The 16,897-nt window shown below is 65.9% G+C and carries 20 protein-coding genes; 16 read left to right on the plus strand and 4 right to left on the minus strand.

Annotated features, from left to right (window positions below; translation table 11 throughout):
* Nucleotides 1–6 precede the first annotated feature (6 nt).
* The 12 genes from Q0C57_RS15780 (at nucleotide 7) to Q0C57_RS15835 (ending at nucleotide 11,048) form a co-directional block, all read left to right on the plus strand.
* Complete coding sequence (locus tag Q0C57_RS15780; RefSeq protein ID WP_296577465.1) at nucleotides 7–480, plus strand: hypothetical protein; 474 nt, start codon at nucleotides 7–9, stop codon at nucleotides 478–480.
* An 11-nt stretch (nucleotides 481–491) separates the two neighbouring features.
* Complete coding sequence (locus Q0C57_RS15785; RefSeq protein WP_296577467.1) at nucleotides 492–815, plus strand: hypothetical protein; 324 nt, start codon at nucleotides 492–494, stop codon at nucleotides 813–815.
* A 2-nt stretch (nucleotides 816–817) separates the two neighbouring features.
* Nucleotides 818–1,696: an ATP-binding protein gene (locus Q0C57_RS15790; RefSeq protein ID WP_296577469.1), complete on the plus strand. Its 879-nt coding sequence runs from the start codon at nucleotides 818–820 to the stop codon at nucleotides 1,694–1,696.
* Nucleotides 1,697–1,712: 16 nt separating this feature from the next.
* Complete coding sequence (locus Q0C57_RS15795; protein WP_296577471.1) at nucleotides 1,713–2,294, plus strand: hypothetical protein; 582 nt, start codon at nucleotides 1,713–1,715, stop codon at nucleotides 2,292–2,294.
* Between the two features lie 12 nt (nucleotides 2,295–2,306).
* The gene (locus Q0C57_RS15800; RefSeq protein WP_296577473.1) at nucleotides 2,307–3,998 is read left to right on the plus strand and encodes a DEAD/DEAH box helicase; all 1,692 of its coding nucleotides are present in this window, start codon (nucleotides 2,307–2,309) and stop codon (nucleotides 3,996–3,998) included.
* 12 nt (nucleotides 3,999–4,010) lie between these two features.
* Nucleotides 4,011–4,424 (plus strand): DUF6511 domain-containing protein, encoded by a 414-nt coding sequence (locus tag Q0C57_RS15805; RefSeq protein ID WP_296577475.1) that lies wholly within the window; start codon nucleotides 4,011–4,013, stop codon nucleotides 4,422–4,424.
* Entirely contained in the window at nucleotides 4,424–5,191 is a 768-nt protein-coding gene (locus Q0C57_RS15810) for a hypothetical protein (protein ID WP_296577477.1), read from the plus strand. Before Q0C57_RS15805 ends, Q0C57_RS15810 begins: the two co-directional genes overlap by 1 nt.
* Complete coding sequence (locus Q0C57_RS15815; protein ID WP_296577478.1) at nucleotides 5,188–7,509, plus strand: AAA family ATPase; 2,322 nt, start codon at nucleotides 5,188–5,190, stop codon at nucleotides 7,507–7,509. Before Q0C57_RS15810 ends, Q0C57_RS15815 begins: the two co-directional genes overlap by 4 nt.
* 415 nt (nucleotides 7,510–7,924) lie before the next feature.
* Nucleotides 7,925–8,452, plus strand: a complete 528-nt coding sequence (locus tag Q0C57_RS15820; protein ID WP_296577571.1) for a hypothetical protein — start codon at nucleotides 7,925–7,927, stop codon at nucleotides 8,450–8,452.
* Nucleotides 8,453–8,642: 190 nt separating this feature from the next.
* The gene (locus Q0C57_RS15825) at nucleotides 8,643–9,077 is read left to right on the plus strand and encodes a DUF6362 family protein (protein WP_296577480.1); all 435 of its coding nucleotides are present in this window, start codon (nucleotides 8,643–8,645) and stop codon (nucleotides 9,075–9,077) included.
* A 283-nt stretch (nucleotides 9,078–9,360) separates the two neighbouring features.
* Entirely contained in the window at nucleotides 9,361–10,785 is a 1,425-nt protein-coding gene (locus Q0C57_RS15830) for a ParB N-terminal domain-containing protein (RefSeq protein ID WP_296577481.1), read from the plus strand.
* Nucleotides 10,782–11,048, plus strand: a complete 267-nt coding sequence (locus Q0C57_RS15835; RefSeq protein WP_296577483.1) for a hypothetical protein — start codon at nucleotides 10,782–10,784, stop codon at nucleotides 11,046–11,048. The genes Q0C57_RS15830 and Q0C57_RS15835 overlap by 4 nt, the downstream gene beginning before the upstream one ends.
* Here the strand turns inward: Q0C57_RS15835 and Q0C57_RS21145 are convergent.
* From Q0C57_RS21145 to Q0C57_RS15850, 4 genes are all read right to left on the minus strand, one after another.
* Nucleotides 10,984–11,295: a type II toxin-antitoxin system RelE/ParE family toxin gene (locus Q0C57_RS21145; RefSeq protein WP_366937839.1), complete on the minus strand. Its 312-nt coding sequence runs from the start codon at nucleotides 11,293–11,295 to the stop codon at nucleotides 10,984–10,986. The genes Q0C57_RS15835 and Q0C57_RS21145 overlap by 65 nt on opposite strands.
* Complete coding sequence (locus Q0C57_RS15840) at nucleotides 11,292–11,567, minus strand: type II toxin-antitoxin system Phd/YefM family antitoxin (RefSeq protein ID WP_296577485.1); 276 nt, start codon at nucleotides 11,565–11,567, stop codon at nucleotides 11,292–11,294. Before Q0C57_RS15840 ends, Q0C57_RS21145 begins: the two co-directional genes overlap by 4 nt.
* Before the next feature lie 75 nt (nucleotides 11,568–11,642).
* On the minus strand, nucleotides 11,643–12,203 hold the full coding sequence (locus Q0C57_RS15845) for a DUF3489 domain-containing protein (RefSeq protein WP_296577487.1): 561 nt from the start codon (nucleotides 12,201–12,203) through the stop codon (nucleotides 11,643–11,645).
* A 92-nt stretch (nucleotides 12,204–12,295) separates the two neighbouring features.
* On the minus strand, nucleotides 12,296–12,517 hold the full coding sequence (locus tag Q0C57_RS15850; RefSeq protein WP_296577489.1) for a hypothetical protein: 222 nt from the start codon (nucleotides 12,515–12,517) through the stop codon (nucleotides 12,296–12,298).
* A 104-nt stretch (nucleotides 12,518–12,621) separates the two neighbouring features.
* Between Q0C57_RS15850 and Q0C57_RS15855 the strand changes: the two genes are divergently transcribed.
* From Q0C57_RS15855 to Q0C57_RS15870, 4 genes are read left to right on the plus strand one after another with little or no spacing between them, the layout of a single operon-like run.
* Nucleotides 12,622–13,176 carry a hypothetical protein gene (locus tag Q0C57_RS15855; RefSeq protein ID WP_296577491.1) on the plus strand — a complete coding sequence of 185 codons (555 nt, stop codon included), beginning with the start codon at nucleotides 12,622–12,624 and terminating at the stop codon, nucleotides 13,174–13,176.
* The gene (locus Q0C57_RS15860) at nucleotides 13,124–15,154 is read left to right on the plus strand and encodes a phage terminase large subunit family protein (protein WP_296577493.1); all 2,031 of its coding nucleotides are present in this window, start codon (nucleotides 13,124–13,126) and stop codon (nucleotides 15,152–15,154) included. The genes Q0C57_RS15855 and Q0C57_RS15860 overlap by 53 nt, the downstream gene beginning before the upstream one ends.
* Nucleotides 15,155–15,163: 9 nt before the next feature.
* The gene (locus Q0C57_RS15865) at nucleotides 15,164–15,373 is read left to right on the plus strand and encodes a hypothetical protein (RefSeq protein ID WP_296577495.1); all 210 of its coding nucleotides are present in this window, start codon (nucleotides 15,164–15,166) and stop codon (nucleotides 15,371–15,373) included.
* On the plus strand, nucleotides 15,370–16,890 hold the full coding sequence (locus Q0C57_RS15870) for a phage portal protein (protein ID WP_296577497.1): 1,521 nt from the start codon (nucleotides 15,370–15,372) through the stop codon (nucleotides 16,888–16,890). Before Q0C57_RS15865 ends, Q0C57_RS15870 begins: the two co-directional genes overlap by 4 nt.
* Nucleotides 16,891–16,897 lie beyond the last annotated feature (7 nt).

Genomic DNA, 16,897 nt, shown 5'->3' on the forward strand with positions numbered 1-16,897 from the left:
GTGGCGATGACGATCCCCAACCACATCACCCTCGACGCGCTCCGGCAGATGCAGATCGGCGACATCGTGGCCTTGCCCGCCGAGCAACTGGCTCTCCTCCATGAAGAAGCCGACGCCGCGCTGAAGGCAGCCAAGACCCTCAAGGACTGGCTCGATGGGGCCATCGGGCTCCGCTACGGCGAGCGCGCTTCGCAGGCGCGGATCGCCATGGCGAAGGATACCGGCACGGTCCGCTTTGCCGACGGCTCGGTGACGGTCGTAGCCGATCTTCCCAAGAGGGTCGAGTGGGATCAGGCGAAACTCGCCGCGCTCGTCGAGACCATCCGCGCCGAGGGCGAGAACCCCACCGACTACATCGAGATCACGTTCGGCGTGTCCGAGCGCGCCTTCGGCGCATGGCCGGAATCGATCCGCCGCGCCTTCACCCCGGCCCGCACGCTGAAGACCGGCAAGCAGACCTTCCGCCTTCTCCGCGACTGAAAGGATCACCCATGTTTCCGTTCGGCAAATCCAAGCCCGAAGCCCCTCTGTCCGCGCTCGAAGCGCTGAAGACGGCGCATTATAGCCTCGGCTCATTGCCTGAGACGATCCGCATCCCGGCAACGCCGGAGCGCGGCGAGACCGACGCCAAGCCGATCAGCGAGGCGACCCTCGACGACATCGCTTTCGCGCTGCGCGGACTGGAGGCAGCGTCGAGCGCGCTCATCGATCAGATGTACGCCCTGCGCAAGCTCAGCCAGATCGCGCGTGATGGCGGTGCTCTCGGCGCGCACCGTGCCGTCGAGGCTGCGGCCCGCGCCAAGACGGAGCGCTGATCATGGCGCTCCCCATCATCACCGCCGACCAGCGGCTCGCGGAACCTCGCGGCATCAAGGGCACGATCTTCGGCAAGTCCGGCATCGGCAAGACCTCGCTTCTCTGGACGCTCGATGCCGAGACCACCTTGTTCATGGACCTCGAGGCGGGTGACCTCGCCATCGAGGGATGGCCCGGCGACACGGTGCGGCCGCGCACCTGGCCCGAATGCCGCGACTTCGCCGTGTTCATCGGCGGGCCGAACCCGGCCCTGCGCGACGACCAGGCCTACAGCCCCGCGCATTTCGCGGCGGTCTGCGAACGCTTCGGCGATCCCGGTGTCATGGATCGCTACCGGACGGTGTTCATCGACTCGATCACGGTCGCCGGCCGGCTGTGTTTCCAGTGGTGCAAGGGCCAGCCCGACGCCTTCTCCGAGAAGACCGGCAAGCCCGACATTCGCGGCGCCTACGGCCTGCATGGCCGCGAGATGATCGCGTGGCTCACGCACCTCCAGCACACAAGGGCGAAGAACGTCTGGTTCGTCGGCATCCTCGACGAGAAGCTGGACGACTTCAACCGGCGCATCTTCCAGCCGCAGATCGACGGTTCGAAGACCGGTCTCGAACTGCCCGGCATCGTCGATGAAGTGCTGACGATGGCGGAGATCAAGGACGATGCGGGCACGCCCTATCGCGCCTTCGTCTGCCACACGATCAATCCGTGGGGCTTTCCCGCCAAGGACCGGTCAGGGCGTCTGTCGCCCGTCGAAGAGCCGCATCTTGGTCGGCTGATGACGAAGATCCGCGGCCCCGTGAAGCCCGCCGCCGAGCGTCTCGCGTTCAGCCGGCCGGACGCCGCGAACGCTACCACTGACATCACCCATCCCGAAAACGCCTGAAGAGGAGCAACCAGCCATGTCTGGAACCTGGAACGACTTCAACGACGCCAAGCAGAACAGCAACATCATCCCGAAGGGCACGCTGGCCAAGGTGCGCCTCACCATCCGCCCGGGCGGCTTCGACGATCCGGCTCAGGGCTGGACCGGAGGCTACGCGACACGCGGCACGACTGGTTCGGTCTATCTGTCCGGCGAGTTCACCGTGCTCGAAGGGCCCTATGCGCGGCGCAAGATCTTCACGCTGATCGGGCTCTACAGCCCGAAGGGTCCAGACTGGGCCAACATGGGCCGCAGCCTGATCCGCGGCATGCTGAATTCCGCTCGCGGCATTTCCGACAAGGATTCCTCGGCTCAGGCGCAGGCGGCGCGCCGCATCAACGGTTTCGCCGATCTCGACGGCCTGGAGTTCGTGGCCCGCATCGATGTCGGGACCGACACCAACGGCGAGGAGAAGAACGAGATCCGCGCCGCCGTCACGCCGGATCACAAGGAATACGCGCCGCTGGCGGGCGCAGCGGCAAGGGCGACGGCTACGCAGCGGCAACCCGCGCAGGCTTCGATGCCCCAGCCGGGCATCCGTCCCTCATGGGCGCAGTGAGGGCCGCTACCCATGCTGCTGCGACCCCGCCAGAAACTGTTCGTCGAGCGAAGCGTCAGCGCGCTTTCGCAATACGGCAACACGCTCGCCGTGGCCCCGACCGGGGCCGGCAAGACGATCATGCTCTCGGCTGTCGCGGGGCGCATGATCGCCGATCCCGACGCCAAGGCCTGCGTGCTCGCCCATCGCGACGAACTCACTGACCAGAACCGTGACAAGTTCCGCCGCGTCGTGCCCGGTCTCTCCACGTCCGTCGTCGATGCGCGCGAGAAGTCCTGGAAGGGACAGGTGACCTTCGCGATGGTGCCAACGCTGGCGCGCTCCGGTAATCTCGATGGGATGCCGACGCTCGATCTTCTGGTGATCGACGAGGCGCATCATGCGGCGGCCGACAGCTATCGCCGGATCATTGACCAGGCGCTGAAGAGCAATCCCGCCTGCGGGATCTACGGGGTCACGGCTACGCCCAACCGGGGCGACAAGCGCGGCCTTCGCGCCGTCTTTTCGAATGTCGCGGATCAGATCCGCATCGGCGAACTGATCGCCTCCGGCCATCTCGTGCCGCCGCGCACCTTCGTCATCGACGTCGGTGTTCAGGAGCAGCTCACCAAGGTGCGGCGCACCGCCGATGACTTCGACATGAGCGAAGTCGATGCGATCATGAACCGGACTCCGGTGACCGATGCCGTCATTCGGCAATGGCGGGAAAAGGCCGGAAACCGGCAGACGGTCGTTTTCTGCTCCACCGTCGATCATGCCCGCAATGTCGCCCGGGCATTCAATGGCGCGGGCATTCCTGCCGGGCTTGTCCATGGCGAAATGCCGGATGCCGAGCGCAGGTCCGTGCTCGCGGCCTATGCGGCAGGCGATCTTCGCGTGGTGGTCAACGTCGCGGTTCTGACCGAGGGCTGGGATCATCCCCCCACGAGCTGCGTCGTCCTCCTGAGGCCGAGTTCCTACAAGTCGACGATGATCCAGATGATCGGCCGCGGACTGCGCACGGTCTCGCTGGATGAACATCCCGGTGTTCTGAAGACCGACTGCATTGTCCTCGATTTCGGCACGTCGACGCTGCTTCACGGATCGCTCGAACAGGACGTTGACCTGAACGGTCGCGAGTCCACTGGCGAGGCCCCGACGAAGGACTGTCCGGAATGCGGCGCAGTGGTGCCGCTCGCCACCACCGAGTGTCCGCTTTGCGGCCACCATTGGGAACGGGATGAGACCGGCGAGGCTACGCCGCTCGGCGAATTCGTGATGTCGGAGATCGACCTCCTGAAGCGGTCGAGTTTCCGGTGGTGCGATCTTTTCGGCGACGATGCCGCGCTCATCGCCAGCGGCTTCAATGCCTGGGGCGGGGTCTTCTTTCTCAATGGCCGCTGGTACGGCATCGGCGGGGTGCAGAAGCAGCGGCCCCATCTGCTGGCGGCCGGCGAACGCACGGTCTGTCTCGCTGCGGCCGATGACTGGCTGAACGAGCATGAGAGCGACGAGAGCGCCCACAAGACAAGGCGGTGGCTGAACCAGCCGCCGACCGACAAGCAGCTCTCGTTCCTCCCGCCCGAGTACCGGCAGGATTTCGGGCTCACGCGCTACCAGGCATCGGCGCTCCTGGCGTTCCGCTTCAACCGCGATGCCATTCGCTCGCTCGTCTTCGGCGCAGCGGACGCCGCCCCCGCTGACCTGATCGGGAGGGCTGCGTGATGGAGCGCCCAAATGAACATGACATCCTCGGATCGTCTGCGCCTCTGGCATCCGCGTGGGACGCTCTGCGCCGTTTGCCGCTGTCCGACCCGTGGCTTTGGCTGGTTCGACCCGGTGCGATCGAAGCAGCCGCGCCCCTCGGTCTGGTTCTGCTCGATCGCCTGCCAAGGCTTCTGGACACGCTTGGCGCGGGAGCGTTGGGCCATGGTTGACCTCACCGAACAGGAAAAGGCGGCCATCCGCGCCAGCATGAAGCCGATTGCCGAGATCATGGAGGAGATCGGCTGGAAGACCCGGCTCGCCGAGCTCTCGGAAGCTCAGGTTCGAACCCTGATCGAAGTCGCCGTCGGCGGATTTCAGGATGCCATGCGCGCCATCGCCCAAGGCTCTGCCGAAACGCGCGGGGACGCGGAGATCCCATTCTGATGCTCGACTTCAATCACCGCTCCCTGATCGCCGGACGCATCAACGCTCTGATCGACGACAGCCTTGATGCCGCGCGCGCCGTGACGCCGCCCCGGACCTATCTGGGTGGATCGCGGCTCGGGCAGCCTTGCGAGCGCGCGTTGCAGTTCGAATTCGCCGATGCGCCGAAGGACGACGGCTCCGACTTCGACGGCCAAACGCTGCGGATCTTCGAGATCGGGCATGCGCTTGAAGATCTGGCCATCCGCTGGCTCCGTGGTGCTGGCTTCGATCTCTACACCCGCAAGGGCAATCGCGCGGACGGGCAGCAGTTCGGCTTCTCGATCGCCGGTGGCCGTGTTCGCGGTCATGTCGATGGAATCATCGCGGCAGCCCCCGACCAGCTGGGCCTTGCCGTTCCCGCGCTCTGGGAATGCAAGACCATGAACGCCAGGAACTGGCGGGAGACCGTCTCCAAAGGCGTCGTCATCGCCAAGCCGGTCTATGCGGCGCAGATCGCCCTCTACCAGGCCTACATGGAAGCCAGCGTCTTTGGCATTTGCTCCAATCCGGCGCTGTTCACCGCCATCAACAAGGACACGGCCGAACTGCACCACGAACTCGTGGCCTTCGATGCCGGTCTTGCCCAGCGGATGAGTGATCGCGCCGTCCGAATCCTCCAGGCGACGGACGCGGGCGAATTGCTGCCCCGGATCGCGACCACGCGCGACTTCCATGAATGTCGGATGTGCCCCTGGGGCCAGCGCTGCTGGAGCCTGCCAGCATGAGCGATCACAACGTCGTTTCCCTTGATGCCTGGCGCGACTTCAATGACGCGACGCCGCAGGTTGATCCCTTCGACGTCGAGCCGGACGCTGAGCAGATCGCCATCTTTCTCGACGTCGTCTTCAGCTATTGCGACGGCTGGGTGCCGTTGCGCGGCTTCATCGACAAGGGCCAGGGGCAAGTAAACCCTGAGGAAAGCCGTGCGGAGCACGGCGGCGGTCGCCCGCACAATGCCTGGATCGAAGCTGACGCAAACCTGCTCAAGAAGGCGATCGCTTTCGCAGGTTGGGCGGCGCGCGAAGGTGCTGCTTTCTATGTGGTGCCGGGAACGGTGGCCGAGAGCGGCAAGGCCAAGTCCACCGACGTGCGCCAGATGCAAACGGTGCTCGTCGATCTCGACGCCGGCGACATCGCTTCCAAACTCGATCACATGATCCGGCATCTGGGCGAGCCGACCCTGATCGTCGAAAGCGGAGGCCGCACGCCGGACGGTCTCGACAAGCTGCATGTCTGGTGGCGCCTGACCGAACCTGCCGAAGCCGACGACATCACGCTGCTGTGCCGGTTACGCGGCGATATCGCGATCAAGGTTGGTGGCGACACGCATTTTCGTTCAGCGCACCAGCCTATCCGTCTGGCGGGATCGATCTATCACAAGGGCGGCTTCAAGCGGCTCGTCACCATCCGTCGCCACAACTCGCAGGTCGAGGTGGACCTGCGCGACTTCGCGGAACGGGTCGACGCCATGCCGCCTCTTGTCGGCGTCGGATCGGAACCAGGACCAGCCGCCTCGAAGCCGTCGATCGCCGATGTTCTGACAACGCCGGTTCGGGAAGGCAGCGAAGACGCATGGACCCGGTTTCAGGGTGCGAGCGCCGCCATCGGCCATTTCATCCGGCTGGCCCATGAGGGGCGCATGGGCCGCGACGAGGCCTGGGAGGCGATCTGCCAGTACAACGCCGCGATGCTGCGCCCGAGCTGGCCGCTGGAGCGGCTGGCATCGGAGGCGCAGCGCCTGTGGCGGCTGCACGAAGAACGGCACGGGCCGCCGCTGGAACGTCTGGCGGTTACGCCGATGTCGCCATTGCCGACCTTCACGCTCGGAACGCTCCTCGACGACAGAAGCGCGATGCCGGACGACATCATCGGGCCGCGCGTGCTGACGCCGGGTGGAATGCTGGTCCTCGGCGGCGCGCCCAAGGTCGGGAAAAGCGACTTCCTGATCAGCCTGCTGGTGCACATGGCGGCCGGCATCCCGTTCCTCGGTTTCGCGCCATGCCGCCCGCTGCGGATCTTCTATCTGCAAGCCGAGATCCAGTACCATTATCTGCGCGAGCGGCTTCAGGGCATTCGGCTCGACCCGGCGCTGCTCTCAGCCGCCCGCGACAATCTGGTCGCGACGCCGAAGGTCCGGATGCTGCTCGATGCGGGCGGTGTTTCGCGCGCCGTGGCCGCCGCGCGGGCGCATTACGGCCATGGCGCACCTGACATCCTCTGCATCGACCCGATCCGCAACCTCTTCGATGGCGGCCCTGATGGCGGCGGCGAGAACGACAACACGGCGATGCTGTTCTTCCTGCAGGAACGTGTCGAGGTGTTCAGGGATTCGGTGGCGCCGGACGCCGGTCTGATCCTCTGCCACCACACCCGCAAAATCACCAAAAAGCAGCTGGCCGAGGATCCGTTCATGGCGCTATCGGGCGCTGGAAGCCTGCGCAGCTTCTACACCTCCGGCATCATCATGCACCGGCCCGACGAAGAACGTTCGGAGCGGATGCTGCATTTTGAGCTGCGCAACGGCCCGGGCATCGAGCCGAAGATCATCGACAAGACCGACGGACGCTGGGTGGAAGTCGACCGTTCGGGCGAGCGGCTGGTGCGCAAGTCGCTGGGCGAGCGTCTCGATGCGGAGCGTGTGCGCAAGCACGATGTCATTCTCGGCATATTGCTCGACGAAGCGCTGGCCGGTCGACTTTACACGATCAACCAGTTCGCGGAGGCGTTCGAGAACCGCGGCGGGCTTGGCGGCAAGGACACGATCCGGGACCGGCTGAACGTGCTTGCCACCAAGGGCTTCGTGAAGTTCGTGCGCGACGGTGCGCCCTACGGCTTTGGCCCGTCCCGATCCCGCTTCGGGTTTCTGTGCGTCGAAGCGATGGCCATTCCGACGGACGGCGAAGCGGTTGATCCCGAAACCGGCGAGGTCTCGCAGGCCACCATCGCGGTCCTGCCGACCCATTACAAGTCGCCCCAGACCGGCGCGTTGCTCGAGGTCGAGAACCCGCATGTCTGGGTCTATCCGGAGGGCGAACCGTCATGATCGCGCCCGCGTCGCTCATCGCGCACGACTGCGCTCCGGCCAGTTTGAACCAGATGGGGTGCGGTTCCGAAACTGCTCCGTCATCCCCGCGTCGAACTACGCTCCACACCGCCGAGACCAGATTGGGCGCGATGCCCAAACTGCCCCTTCGGAACTGCGCGCGAGCCAGATCGGCTGCGCTGCAATCAGATTGGGCTGCGAGTGCTGGCCAAGGCTCCCGAAACTGGAAATTCCACAGTCTCGCCAATGCCTTGCCGTGGCCCGCAAGTTTGGGGGCTGAAAGCCACCCCTTTCAGGGGTGGGGGAGACCGCTCGCCGAGCGGGGTCTCCCATCCCCACCCCTGGGGCATCGCGCGCGCGGCGTGCCGACACTCCTCTGAACGACACCCCAAACGAAGGATCCATCCCGATGAGCATGATTGCGTCACCTGTTCCCGAACCAGCCTGTCTTCCGGCAGCTCTGGCTTCATCAACACGAAGCTCCGCCATCCTGGCGCTCGACCTTGGCACGACGACGGGCTGGGCCAGCCGGATCGGTGGTATCATGCAGAGCGGCACGGTCTCATTCCGACCCAGCCGCTACGATGGCGGCGGCATGCGCTATCTGCGCTTCCAGTGCTGGCTCGATGCGCTCGTCCACGACAATGACGGTCTGGCCACAATCTACTTCGAGGAAGTTCGTCGGCATGTCGGCACGGATGCCGCCCATCTCTACGGCGGCTTCCTGGCAACACTAACTGCGTGGTGCGAGCGCGAACAGGTCGCCTATCAGGGCGTGCCGGTCGGCACCATCAAGCGCTTCGCCACCGGCAAGGGCAACGCCGACAAGCATGCGGTGCTCGCCGCCGTCACTGCACGGGGCTTCCGGCCCGCCGACGACAACGAGGCCGACGCGATCGCCATCCTGCTCTGGGCGATGGAGACCCGGGGAGGTGTGCTGTGAGGTGGTCACCACGAGGATATGGCGGCCAACGTCGCAGCCCTGATGACGTCAAGCGCGATGGCTGGCGCGAGCAGCGCGTCCTTGCGGTGTCGATCGACGACGCTCGGCTGACCTGGCCAGAACGTGAACTGATCCGGCAACTCGGCGAGAAGCTCTATGGCGATCGCAATCAATCCAAGGAGGCGCGCCGATGACCAACTGGACGCCAAGCCTCGTCGAGGAACGTCTCGCAGAAGCGGCTTTCGTGCTCAAGCGCCTGCCCGAACCGCGACGGCAGGGATACTTCAGCACATGGCCGGAGATCATCCATGGCTTTGCCGACAAGGTCGAACAGGAGCCGAAGCCGATGCGTGTGCTGCCCTCGCCTGCGGCCATCAGCAGGATGGAGGAGACGCTGAGCTGGACCGTCGGGCTGGATCCGGTCGAGGGCAAGATCATCTGGATGCGTGCCTACGGCGAGCGCTGGAAGACGATCTGCTGGACGGTTGGGTTGCAGCGCTCTGCTGCCCACCAGCACTGGCTCTACGCGCTGTGTGTCATCGCTTTCCGGCTTAACGGACGGCGGCTCAACCGCAGCTACTCGAAGCGCAAGGTGATCGAACTGGCTGGCGCGGCGCAGCGGTGAGTAGCGGCGAGCAAAGTGTCCGCCGGACAGTTTTCGCGCGGACAGAAATGCCTGTTCAGGGTAGATTTCGGGCTAACCTCGGGAGAGCCACGCACCAATTCGACGCCCAAATACACCCATTTCGGCCTGCGTCCGCTGATACTCTGGTTCCTTCCCGGCGGATACCCTATGCGGGAGGGCGCGGCGCGAAACGTCGCTAGTGGCAGGCCGGATTTTTTGGGAAGCCACTCGGAGTCCAGCGCCTTTCACGGCCGCTCGGAAGTCCCGACGAACACAGGCTTTTTTGCCGTACGACGCCTGCCATGCCTGGACCCTTCGCGGAGTCCAGCTCGGCATCCGGCATCCAGCGGCCCATCGACGGCGACACGCCCAGCCTCCACCGGACATCATGACCCTCAGCTTCGCCCCCGAAGCGATCGAGACCTGGCCGCTCGACCGCCTGCACCCCTATGCGCGCAACGCCAAGACCCATGGCGCGGACCAGGTCGCCAGGATCGCCGCCAGCATGGCGGAGTTCGGCTGGACCGTCCCGGTGCTGGTGTCGAGCGATGGCGAGGTCATTGCCGGCCATGGCCGGATCATGGCGGCTGCGCAGCTCGGCCTCACCGAAGCGCCGGTCATCGTGCTCGATCATCTGACCGAAGCGCAGCGTCGTGCCTACCGTATCGCCGACAACAAGCTGACCGAACTCGGGGCCTGGGACGAAGCGCTTCTTTCCGGAGAGCTGCAGGAACTCGTCGCCGATGAATTCGACCTGTCGCTGATCGGCTTCTCCGATGGCGAGCTCGACCGGCTGCTCGCGCTCGAACCGGGCGACGAGGCATCCGACGGCGCGGGTGTCGCCCCCGTCGTGATCCCGGAACCGCCGCGCAATCCGGCATCCAGGCTCGGGGACCTTTGGATTCTTGGCGATCACCGGCTGCTCTGCGGCGACAGCACAAGTGCCGCCGATGTTCGCCGCCTGATGAATGGCGAGCGGGCCATCCTGTTCGCCACCGACCCGCCCTATCTCGTCGATTACGACGGTTCCAACCATCCGACCCGCAACAAGGACTGGTCGCCATCCTACGGCGTGACCTGGGACGACAGCAGCCAGGGCGCGGAACTCTATGACGGATTCATCGCGGCGGCCGTTGCCGAGGCGATCGCGGAAGACGCCGCCTGGTATTGCTGGCACGCCTCGCGCCGCCAAGCGATGCTGGAAGCCTGCTGGGAGAAAGCGGGCGCGTTCGTCCATCAGCAGATCATCTGGGTGAAGGACCGCGGAGTTCTGACCCGGTCGCACTACCTCTGGAAGCACGAGCCCTGCTTCATGGGCTGGATCAAGGGCAAGCGGCCGCCGAAAGTCGCCGAGGAAACGCTGCCATCAACGTGGGCGCTGCCCAGCTTCGCCAAGGACGACCGGCCCGATCACCCGACGCCGAAGCCGCTCGATGCCTTCGGGATCCCGATGCGCCAGCACGTGGCGCGCGGCGGGCTGTGTTACGAGCCGTTTTCCGGGTCGGGATCGCAGATCATGGCGGGCGAAGCCAATGGCCGCCGCGTCTTCGCGATGGAGATCAGCCCGGCTTATGTCGATGTCGCCATCGAACGCTGGCAAGCCGACACCGGGCGCGAAGCGATCCTCGACGGCGACGGACGGACCTTTGCGCAGGTGAGAGAGGAGCGGTTAGGCCAGTCTGCGAACATCGAGAGTTCAGCCGCATGAAGCAAAGCAGGGCGATGTCGCTGGTCGAGGCCATCGCCAATGTCGTGGTCGGCTACGGCGTCGCCGTCGTCACCCAGCTCCTCGTCTTTCCGTTGTTCGGGCTGCACACGACATTGGCCGAGAACCTGACCATCGGCGCGATCTTCACCGTGGTGAGCATCGCCCGTTCATTCGCCCTGCGACGGCTGTTCGAAGCCATCAGGGTCGCCAGTCGCTGCGACGGCCATGCCGGACATGTAGAACCTGCACCACGCCGTCGATAATGGCATAGTAGATGCGCCAGCGCGTTGCGCGGCCGTAGAGGGCGCGACGGATCGGCAGTTCGAAAGCCTGCGACTCGGGCGCGATCGGATGCGCCTCGGGCATGGCGCCGAGGCCAAGGATCGTGGCCCGAATGCCCGACAGCCACTCGTCCGCAGCCCGCGGGTTGCGTTCACGCAGCCACACCCATGATTCAGTCAGATCATTCGCCGCGTTCGGCGTGATGATCACGGGGAATGGCGAAGTCATTTGGATCGGGCAAGCTCGTCGAAGAAGCGGCTGGCCTCGGTGCCTTCGCCGGCGCGGGCCTGCGTCAGACCCTTGCGGATTCCGGCGACGGTCTCGGCGTAATCGAGCTGGTCCTGCATGTCCTGCCAAGCGGCGGCGTCCATCACGACGACCGACGGCTTGCCGTTCACGGTCAGGATCTGCGGCCGCCCGGTTTCCTTGATGCGCGCGATCATGCGCGCCGACTCCCGCTTGAACTCGGTCAGCGGGCTGATGTCCTCGGTGATGTTCATGGCATACCTCCTGACGCGCATCGAATTCGGTGCGAATATAGCGCCGTTATCGATGCGCGTCGAGGATTTTGGCCGTCAGGCGATCCGGTAAACCCGCCCGCGCGCCTCGACCTTCTCGGAGGTCACTTGGAGACCGAGCTTCTTCTTGAGCGCACCGGCGATTGCGCCGCGCACCGTGTGGGCCTGCCAGCCGGTGGCGACCGTGATCTCCTTGATGGTCGCGCCCTCAGGCGCTCGCAGCATGGCGATCAGGGCGGCCTGCTTGGTTCCGGCGCGCGGCGTGCGCGTCGAGGATGTGCGCTCGGGAGCAGCGTCTGGCGTGGGATCCTGAGAGGGCTCTTCTGTCGCGCTCGCGGGTGTGGTTTCGGTTTCATCCGGCTCGATGCCGATGGCGGCAAGGCCTGCGTCGGTGGCGACCAGCGTGGTGCCGTGGCCGTCGCCGGTTTCGCGCCAGACCGGTTCGCCGCGTCGTGCGTTGACTTCGACCTCCTGCAGGAGGCCCTTCGCGATCATCGTGCTGACGACCTTGGCGGCTGCTCCGCCGCGCAGGCTGTCGGGCAGCGGCAGGGCGATCCGCTTGGGTCGTTGCGCGGCGGCGCTCAAAATGATGGCTTGGGTGTCGGAAAGCTGGGTCATCGGAACCTCCGGATCGAGAGCGGCGCGACCATCGCGGCGCTTCTACGAGGCCAAGCCCCGCAATCGCGGGGCTGGCGCGGAGGTCGGCCGGATCATTCGGCGTGTTCGCCCTCGCGGAAGGCACTGTCGGTGATGCGCTTCAAGAGTTCGGCGTAGTGGGCGAGCGTGCCGACATGGCCCCAGTGCACTTCGTCGGGATGAACGTCAAAATGCTCGTCGCTCAGGGCGGCAAGCCGCGCCAGCATGGCGTCGATCTCGACCTTGCGGGCGATGAAGGCGTCGAGGGCCTGGGCGTTCTTGGCTTGGCGGGTCATCGGAATTCTCCTTGGTTGGTGACCCCATACAGGCTCTGTCCGGCACGCTTATCAAGGCAATAAGTACATCAAAACATTATGTTTTCGGAGCGGACATGCAGGGCATGAGCGAACGCCAGTACGCGTCCCATGTCGGCATGTCGCGGGGCGCGATCCAGAAGGCGAAGACCTCTGGACGGCTCGTCCTGCATGCCGATGGTTCGATCGATGCGCGGGCCAGCGATGCGCGCCGCGCGTCGATGACCGACCCTTCGAAGCAGCGTCGGGATGGCGCCGAGGCCAAGCTGAAGCCCGTCCCCGATGCGGCCTTGTCCGCCGTCGGCGACACGCTGCGCGAAAGCGGAATCGCGCCGTCTCCGGCTGGCGGCGGGACCACGTTCCTGCAGGCCAAGACGGCCAACGAGGTGCTGAAGGCTCAGGAACGGCGTCTGCGGCTGCAGCGCATGAAGGGCGAGGTCATCGACCGGGCGCGGGCGACCGCTCTCGTCTTTCGACTGGCGCGCGAGGAGCGCGATGCATGGGCGAACTGGCCCGCACGGATCGCGGCACTGATGGCGGCGGAGCTCGGCCTCGAAGCGCACGCGATGCAGAAGGTTCTGGAGACCCATGTCCGAGCGCACCTCGCCGATCTCGCCGAGGTCGCCACAGATTTTCGCTGACGCGGACCGTCGGTCCGATGAGCTGTTCGCCTTCGAAGGCGTCGATGCGCTCGTCCAGGCCTGGCGCGATGGGCTGACCCCCGACCCCGCGCTCACCGTCGCGGAATGGGCGGATCGGCACCGCTTCTTGAGCCCGCGTGCTTCGGCCGAGCCGGGGCGCTATCGCACGGACCGCACGCCCTACATGCGCGCCATCATGGATGCGCTGTCGCCGGGCAACGCCGCGCGCCGCATCGTCTTCATGAAGGCCGCGCAAGTTGGTGCGACCGAGGCCGGGAACAACTGGATCGGCTATGTCATCCACCATGCGCCGGGACCGATGCTCGCGGTCCAGCCGACGGTGGAACTGGCCAAGCGCTTCTCGCGCCAGCGCATCGATCCGCTGATCGCGGAAAGCCCGGTGCTGCGCGAGCGCGTCAAGCCGCAACGCTCGCGCGATGCCGGCAACACGGTTCTGTCAAAAGAGTTCCCGGCCGGGCTTCTGGTCATCACCGGCGCGAACAGCGCGGTCGGCCTGCGATCCATGCCGGCGCGCTACCTGTTTCTCGACGAGGTCGACGCCTATCCGCCGTCCGCCGACGAGGAAGGCGATCCGGTCGCCTTGGCCGAGGCCCGCACGCGCACGTTCTCCTGGCGCTCGAAGGTCTTTCTGACATCGACGCCGACGATCCACGGCGTGTCGCGGATCGAGCGCGAGTTCGAGGCCAGCGACCAGCGGCGTTACTTCGTGGCGTGCCCGCATTGCGATCATCGCCAGTGGCTTCGCTTCGAGCGCCTGCGCTGGGAGAAGGGGCAACCGCACACGGCGCACTATGTCTGCGAATCTTGCGACGGCCGGATCGAGGAGCATCACAAGACCTCTCTGATGATGTCCGGCGAATGGCGCCCGACGCGCGATGGCGTGCACGCGGGAACGGTCGGCTACCACCTCTCAGGGCTCTATTCACCAGTAGGCTGGCTCTCATGGGCCGATATCGCCCGGATGTGGGAAGCCGCGCAGACCAGCGACGAGGCGAAGCGCAGCTTCAAGAATGGCGTCCTCGGCGAAACCTGGATCGAGACCGGCGAAGCGCCGGACTGGCAGCGGCTCTACGAGCGGCGCGAGCCCTGGCGCATCGGCACGGTGCCGAGCGGCGGCCTGTTTCTCACGGCAGGCGCCGACATCCAGAAGGATCGCATCGAAGTCTCGATCTGGGCCTGGGGTCGCGGGCTCGCGAGCTGGCTCGTGGATCACATCGTCATCCCCGGCGGCCCGGACAGCGCCGAGGCTTGGGTCGGATTGACGGATCTCCTCGGCAAGACATGGCCGCACGCCCATGGCGTTCGCTTGAGCCTCTCGAAGCTCGCGATCGACACAGGCTTCGAAGCGCCAACCGTCTATGCATGGGCGCGCCAGCAGGGCTTTGCGCAAGTCACTCCCATCAAGGGTGTCGAGGGCTTCAATCGCGCGGCTCCAGTGACCGGCCCGTCCTTCGTCGATGCGACGGAAGGTGGCCGGAAGATCCGCCGCGGCGCACGGCTCTGGACGATCGCCGTCGCGACCTTCAAGGCGGAGACCTATCGCTTTCTGCGGCTTTCAAAGCCCACCGACGAGGACGCGACGGACGGAACGCAGGGCCCGGCCGGACTTGTGCACTTGCCCCACGGCGTCGACGCCGAATGGGTGAAGCAGCTCGTCGCCGAGCATCTCGTGAGCGTCACCACCAAGCGCGGCTTCCAGAAGCTCGAATGGCAGAAGGTGCGCGAACGCAACGAGGCGCTGGACTGCCGGGTCTACGCCCGGGCCGCCGTCTGGATCGCCGGAGCCGATCGCTGGTCCGAGGACAAGTGGCGCGATCTCGAAGATCAGGTCGGCCCGCAGCCTGCGGACACCGACGACACGCACTCGAACATCGAAGCCGGGCGTCTCGCCCGTCCAAACCCGCCATCGACCAAGCGGCAGAGCGACTGGCTCGGCCCGCGCGGGAAGTGGTTCTGAGGAACAGTCATGGCCTGGACGACCGACGAACTCGATGCGCTGAAGCGCGCCTATGCCAGCGGCACGCTCCGGGTCAGCTATGACGGCAAGACGGTCGAATACGGATCGGCGGACGACCTCTTGAAGCGGATCCGCACCATCGAGACCGAGATCACGGCATCCTCCGGCGAATCACGCCCAATCGCGAGCTACGCCGGCTTCGGACGGGGCGACCGGTGAGCCAGATCACCTTCCTCGACCGGATGGTGGCGTGGGCTGCGCCCGAGGCAGGTGTGAGACGCGCGCTCGCGCGGCGCAGTTTCGAGGCGCTGAGCGCCAAGACCCATGGCAGTTCCCGTGGCTATGACGGCGCTACCAAGGGACGGCGCACGGATGGATGGAAAGCGGCGGGAACATCGGCTGATGCCGAGATAGCCGCCGCCAGCGGCCTGTTGCGGGATCGCATGCGCGATCTCACCCGCAACAATCCGCATGCGGCGAAGGCCGTCTCGGTGCTGGTCAACAACATCGTCGGCAGCGGCATCATTCCGCGTGCCGCCACGGGTGACGCCAGGCTCGACGAGACGGTGGACCGGCTCTGGACCGAGTGGATCGCCGCCTGTGACGCCGATGGCCAGCTCGACATCTTCGGGCTTCAGACCCTGGCCGTGCGGGAATTGATCGAGGCTGGCGAGGTGCTGATCCGCCGCCGCCCACGACGTCCGAGCGATGGTCTGGCCGTTCCGCTCCAGATTCAGATCATCGAAGCCGATCTTCTGGACAATACCCGCAGCGGCGATCTCGCCGATGGCGGGCGTTTGCTTCAGGGCATCGAGTTCGATCCCCTCGGTCGACGCCGCGCCTATTGGCTCCATGCCCAGCATCCCGGCGATGCCGTCGTCACCATGCGTCGACGTCTGGAGAGTCTCGCCATCCCGGCGAGCGAGGTGCTGCATCTTTACGAGAAGCAGCGCACGCAGGTGCGCGGCGTCCCGTGGGGCACGCCGGTGATGCGGGCCCTGCGCGATCTCGACGACTGGACGCAGGCCGAGCTCGTCCGCAAGAAGACGGAAGCCTGTGTCGTCGGCATCGTGCTTGGCGCCGACGAAGCCGATCAGGGGATTGCTCCGTCGGTGGTCGACGCCGACGGCAACCGCGTCGAACAGTTCGAGCCCGGGCTGATCGCCTATGCGCGCGGCGGCAAGGACATCCGCTTCAATCAGCCCGCCACGACGGCGGGTGTGGGCGAGTGGCTCCGTGCGCAGCTTCACATCGTGGCAGCGGGGTTCCGCATGCCCTACGAGCTGCTGACCGGCGATCTCAGTCAGGTCAATTATTCATCGATCCGGGCGGGGCTCGTGGAGTTCCGCCGCCTGATCGACGCCGTCCAATGGCAGATCGTCATCCCGGTTCTCTGCCAGCCCATATGGGTCTGGTTCTGCCAGGCGGCGTGGGCTGCCGGGAAACTGCCCCGGCCGGACATCGCGGTCGAGTGGTCTCCGCCGCGTTTTGAAGCTGTCGATCCGTTGAAGGACGCGATGGCCGATCTCCTGGCGCTGCGCTCGGGCACCATGTCGCTGGCACAGGCCATCGCGCGTCAAGGTCACAACCCGGACGCCGTGCTCGCCGAGATCGCCGCCATGAACGCCAAGATCGACGCCCTTGGGCTCATTTTCGATAGCGATCCGCGGCGCGTGACGAAAACCGGCGTGATGCAGGCTGACACGACTGGCCAACCCGTCAATCCCGACACCTGAGCTTTTG

Source organism: Phreatobacter sp., assembly GCF_022843985.1.
Taxonomy (GTDB): domain Bacteria; phylum Pseudomonadota; class Alphaproteobacteria; order Rhizobiales; family Phreatobacteraceae; genus Phreatobacter.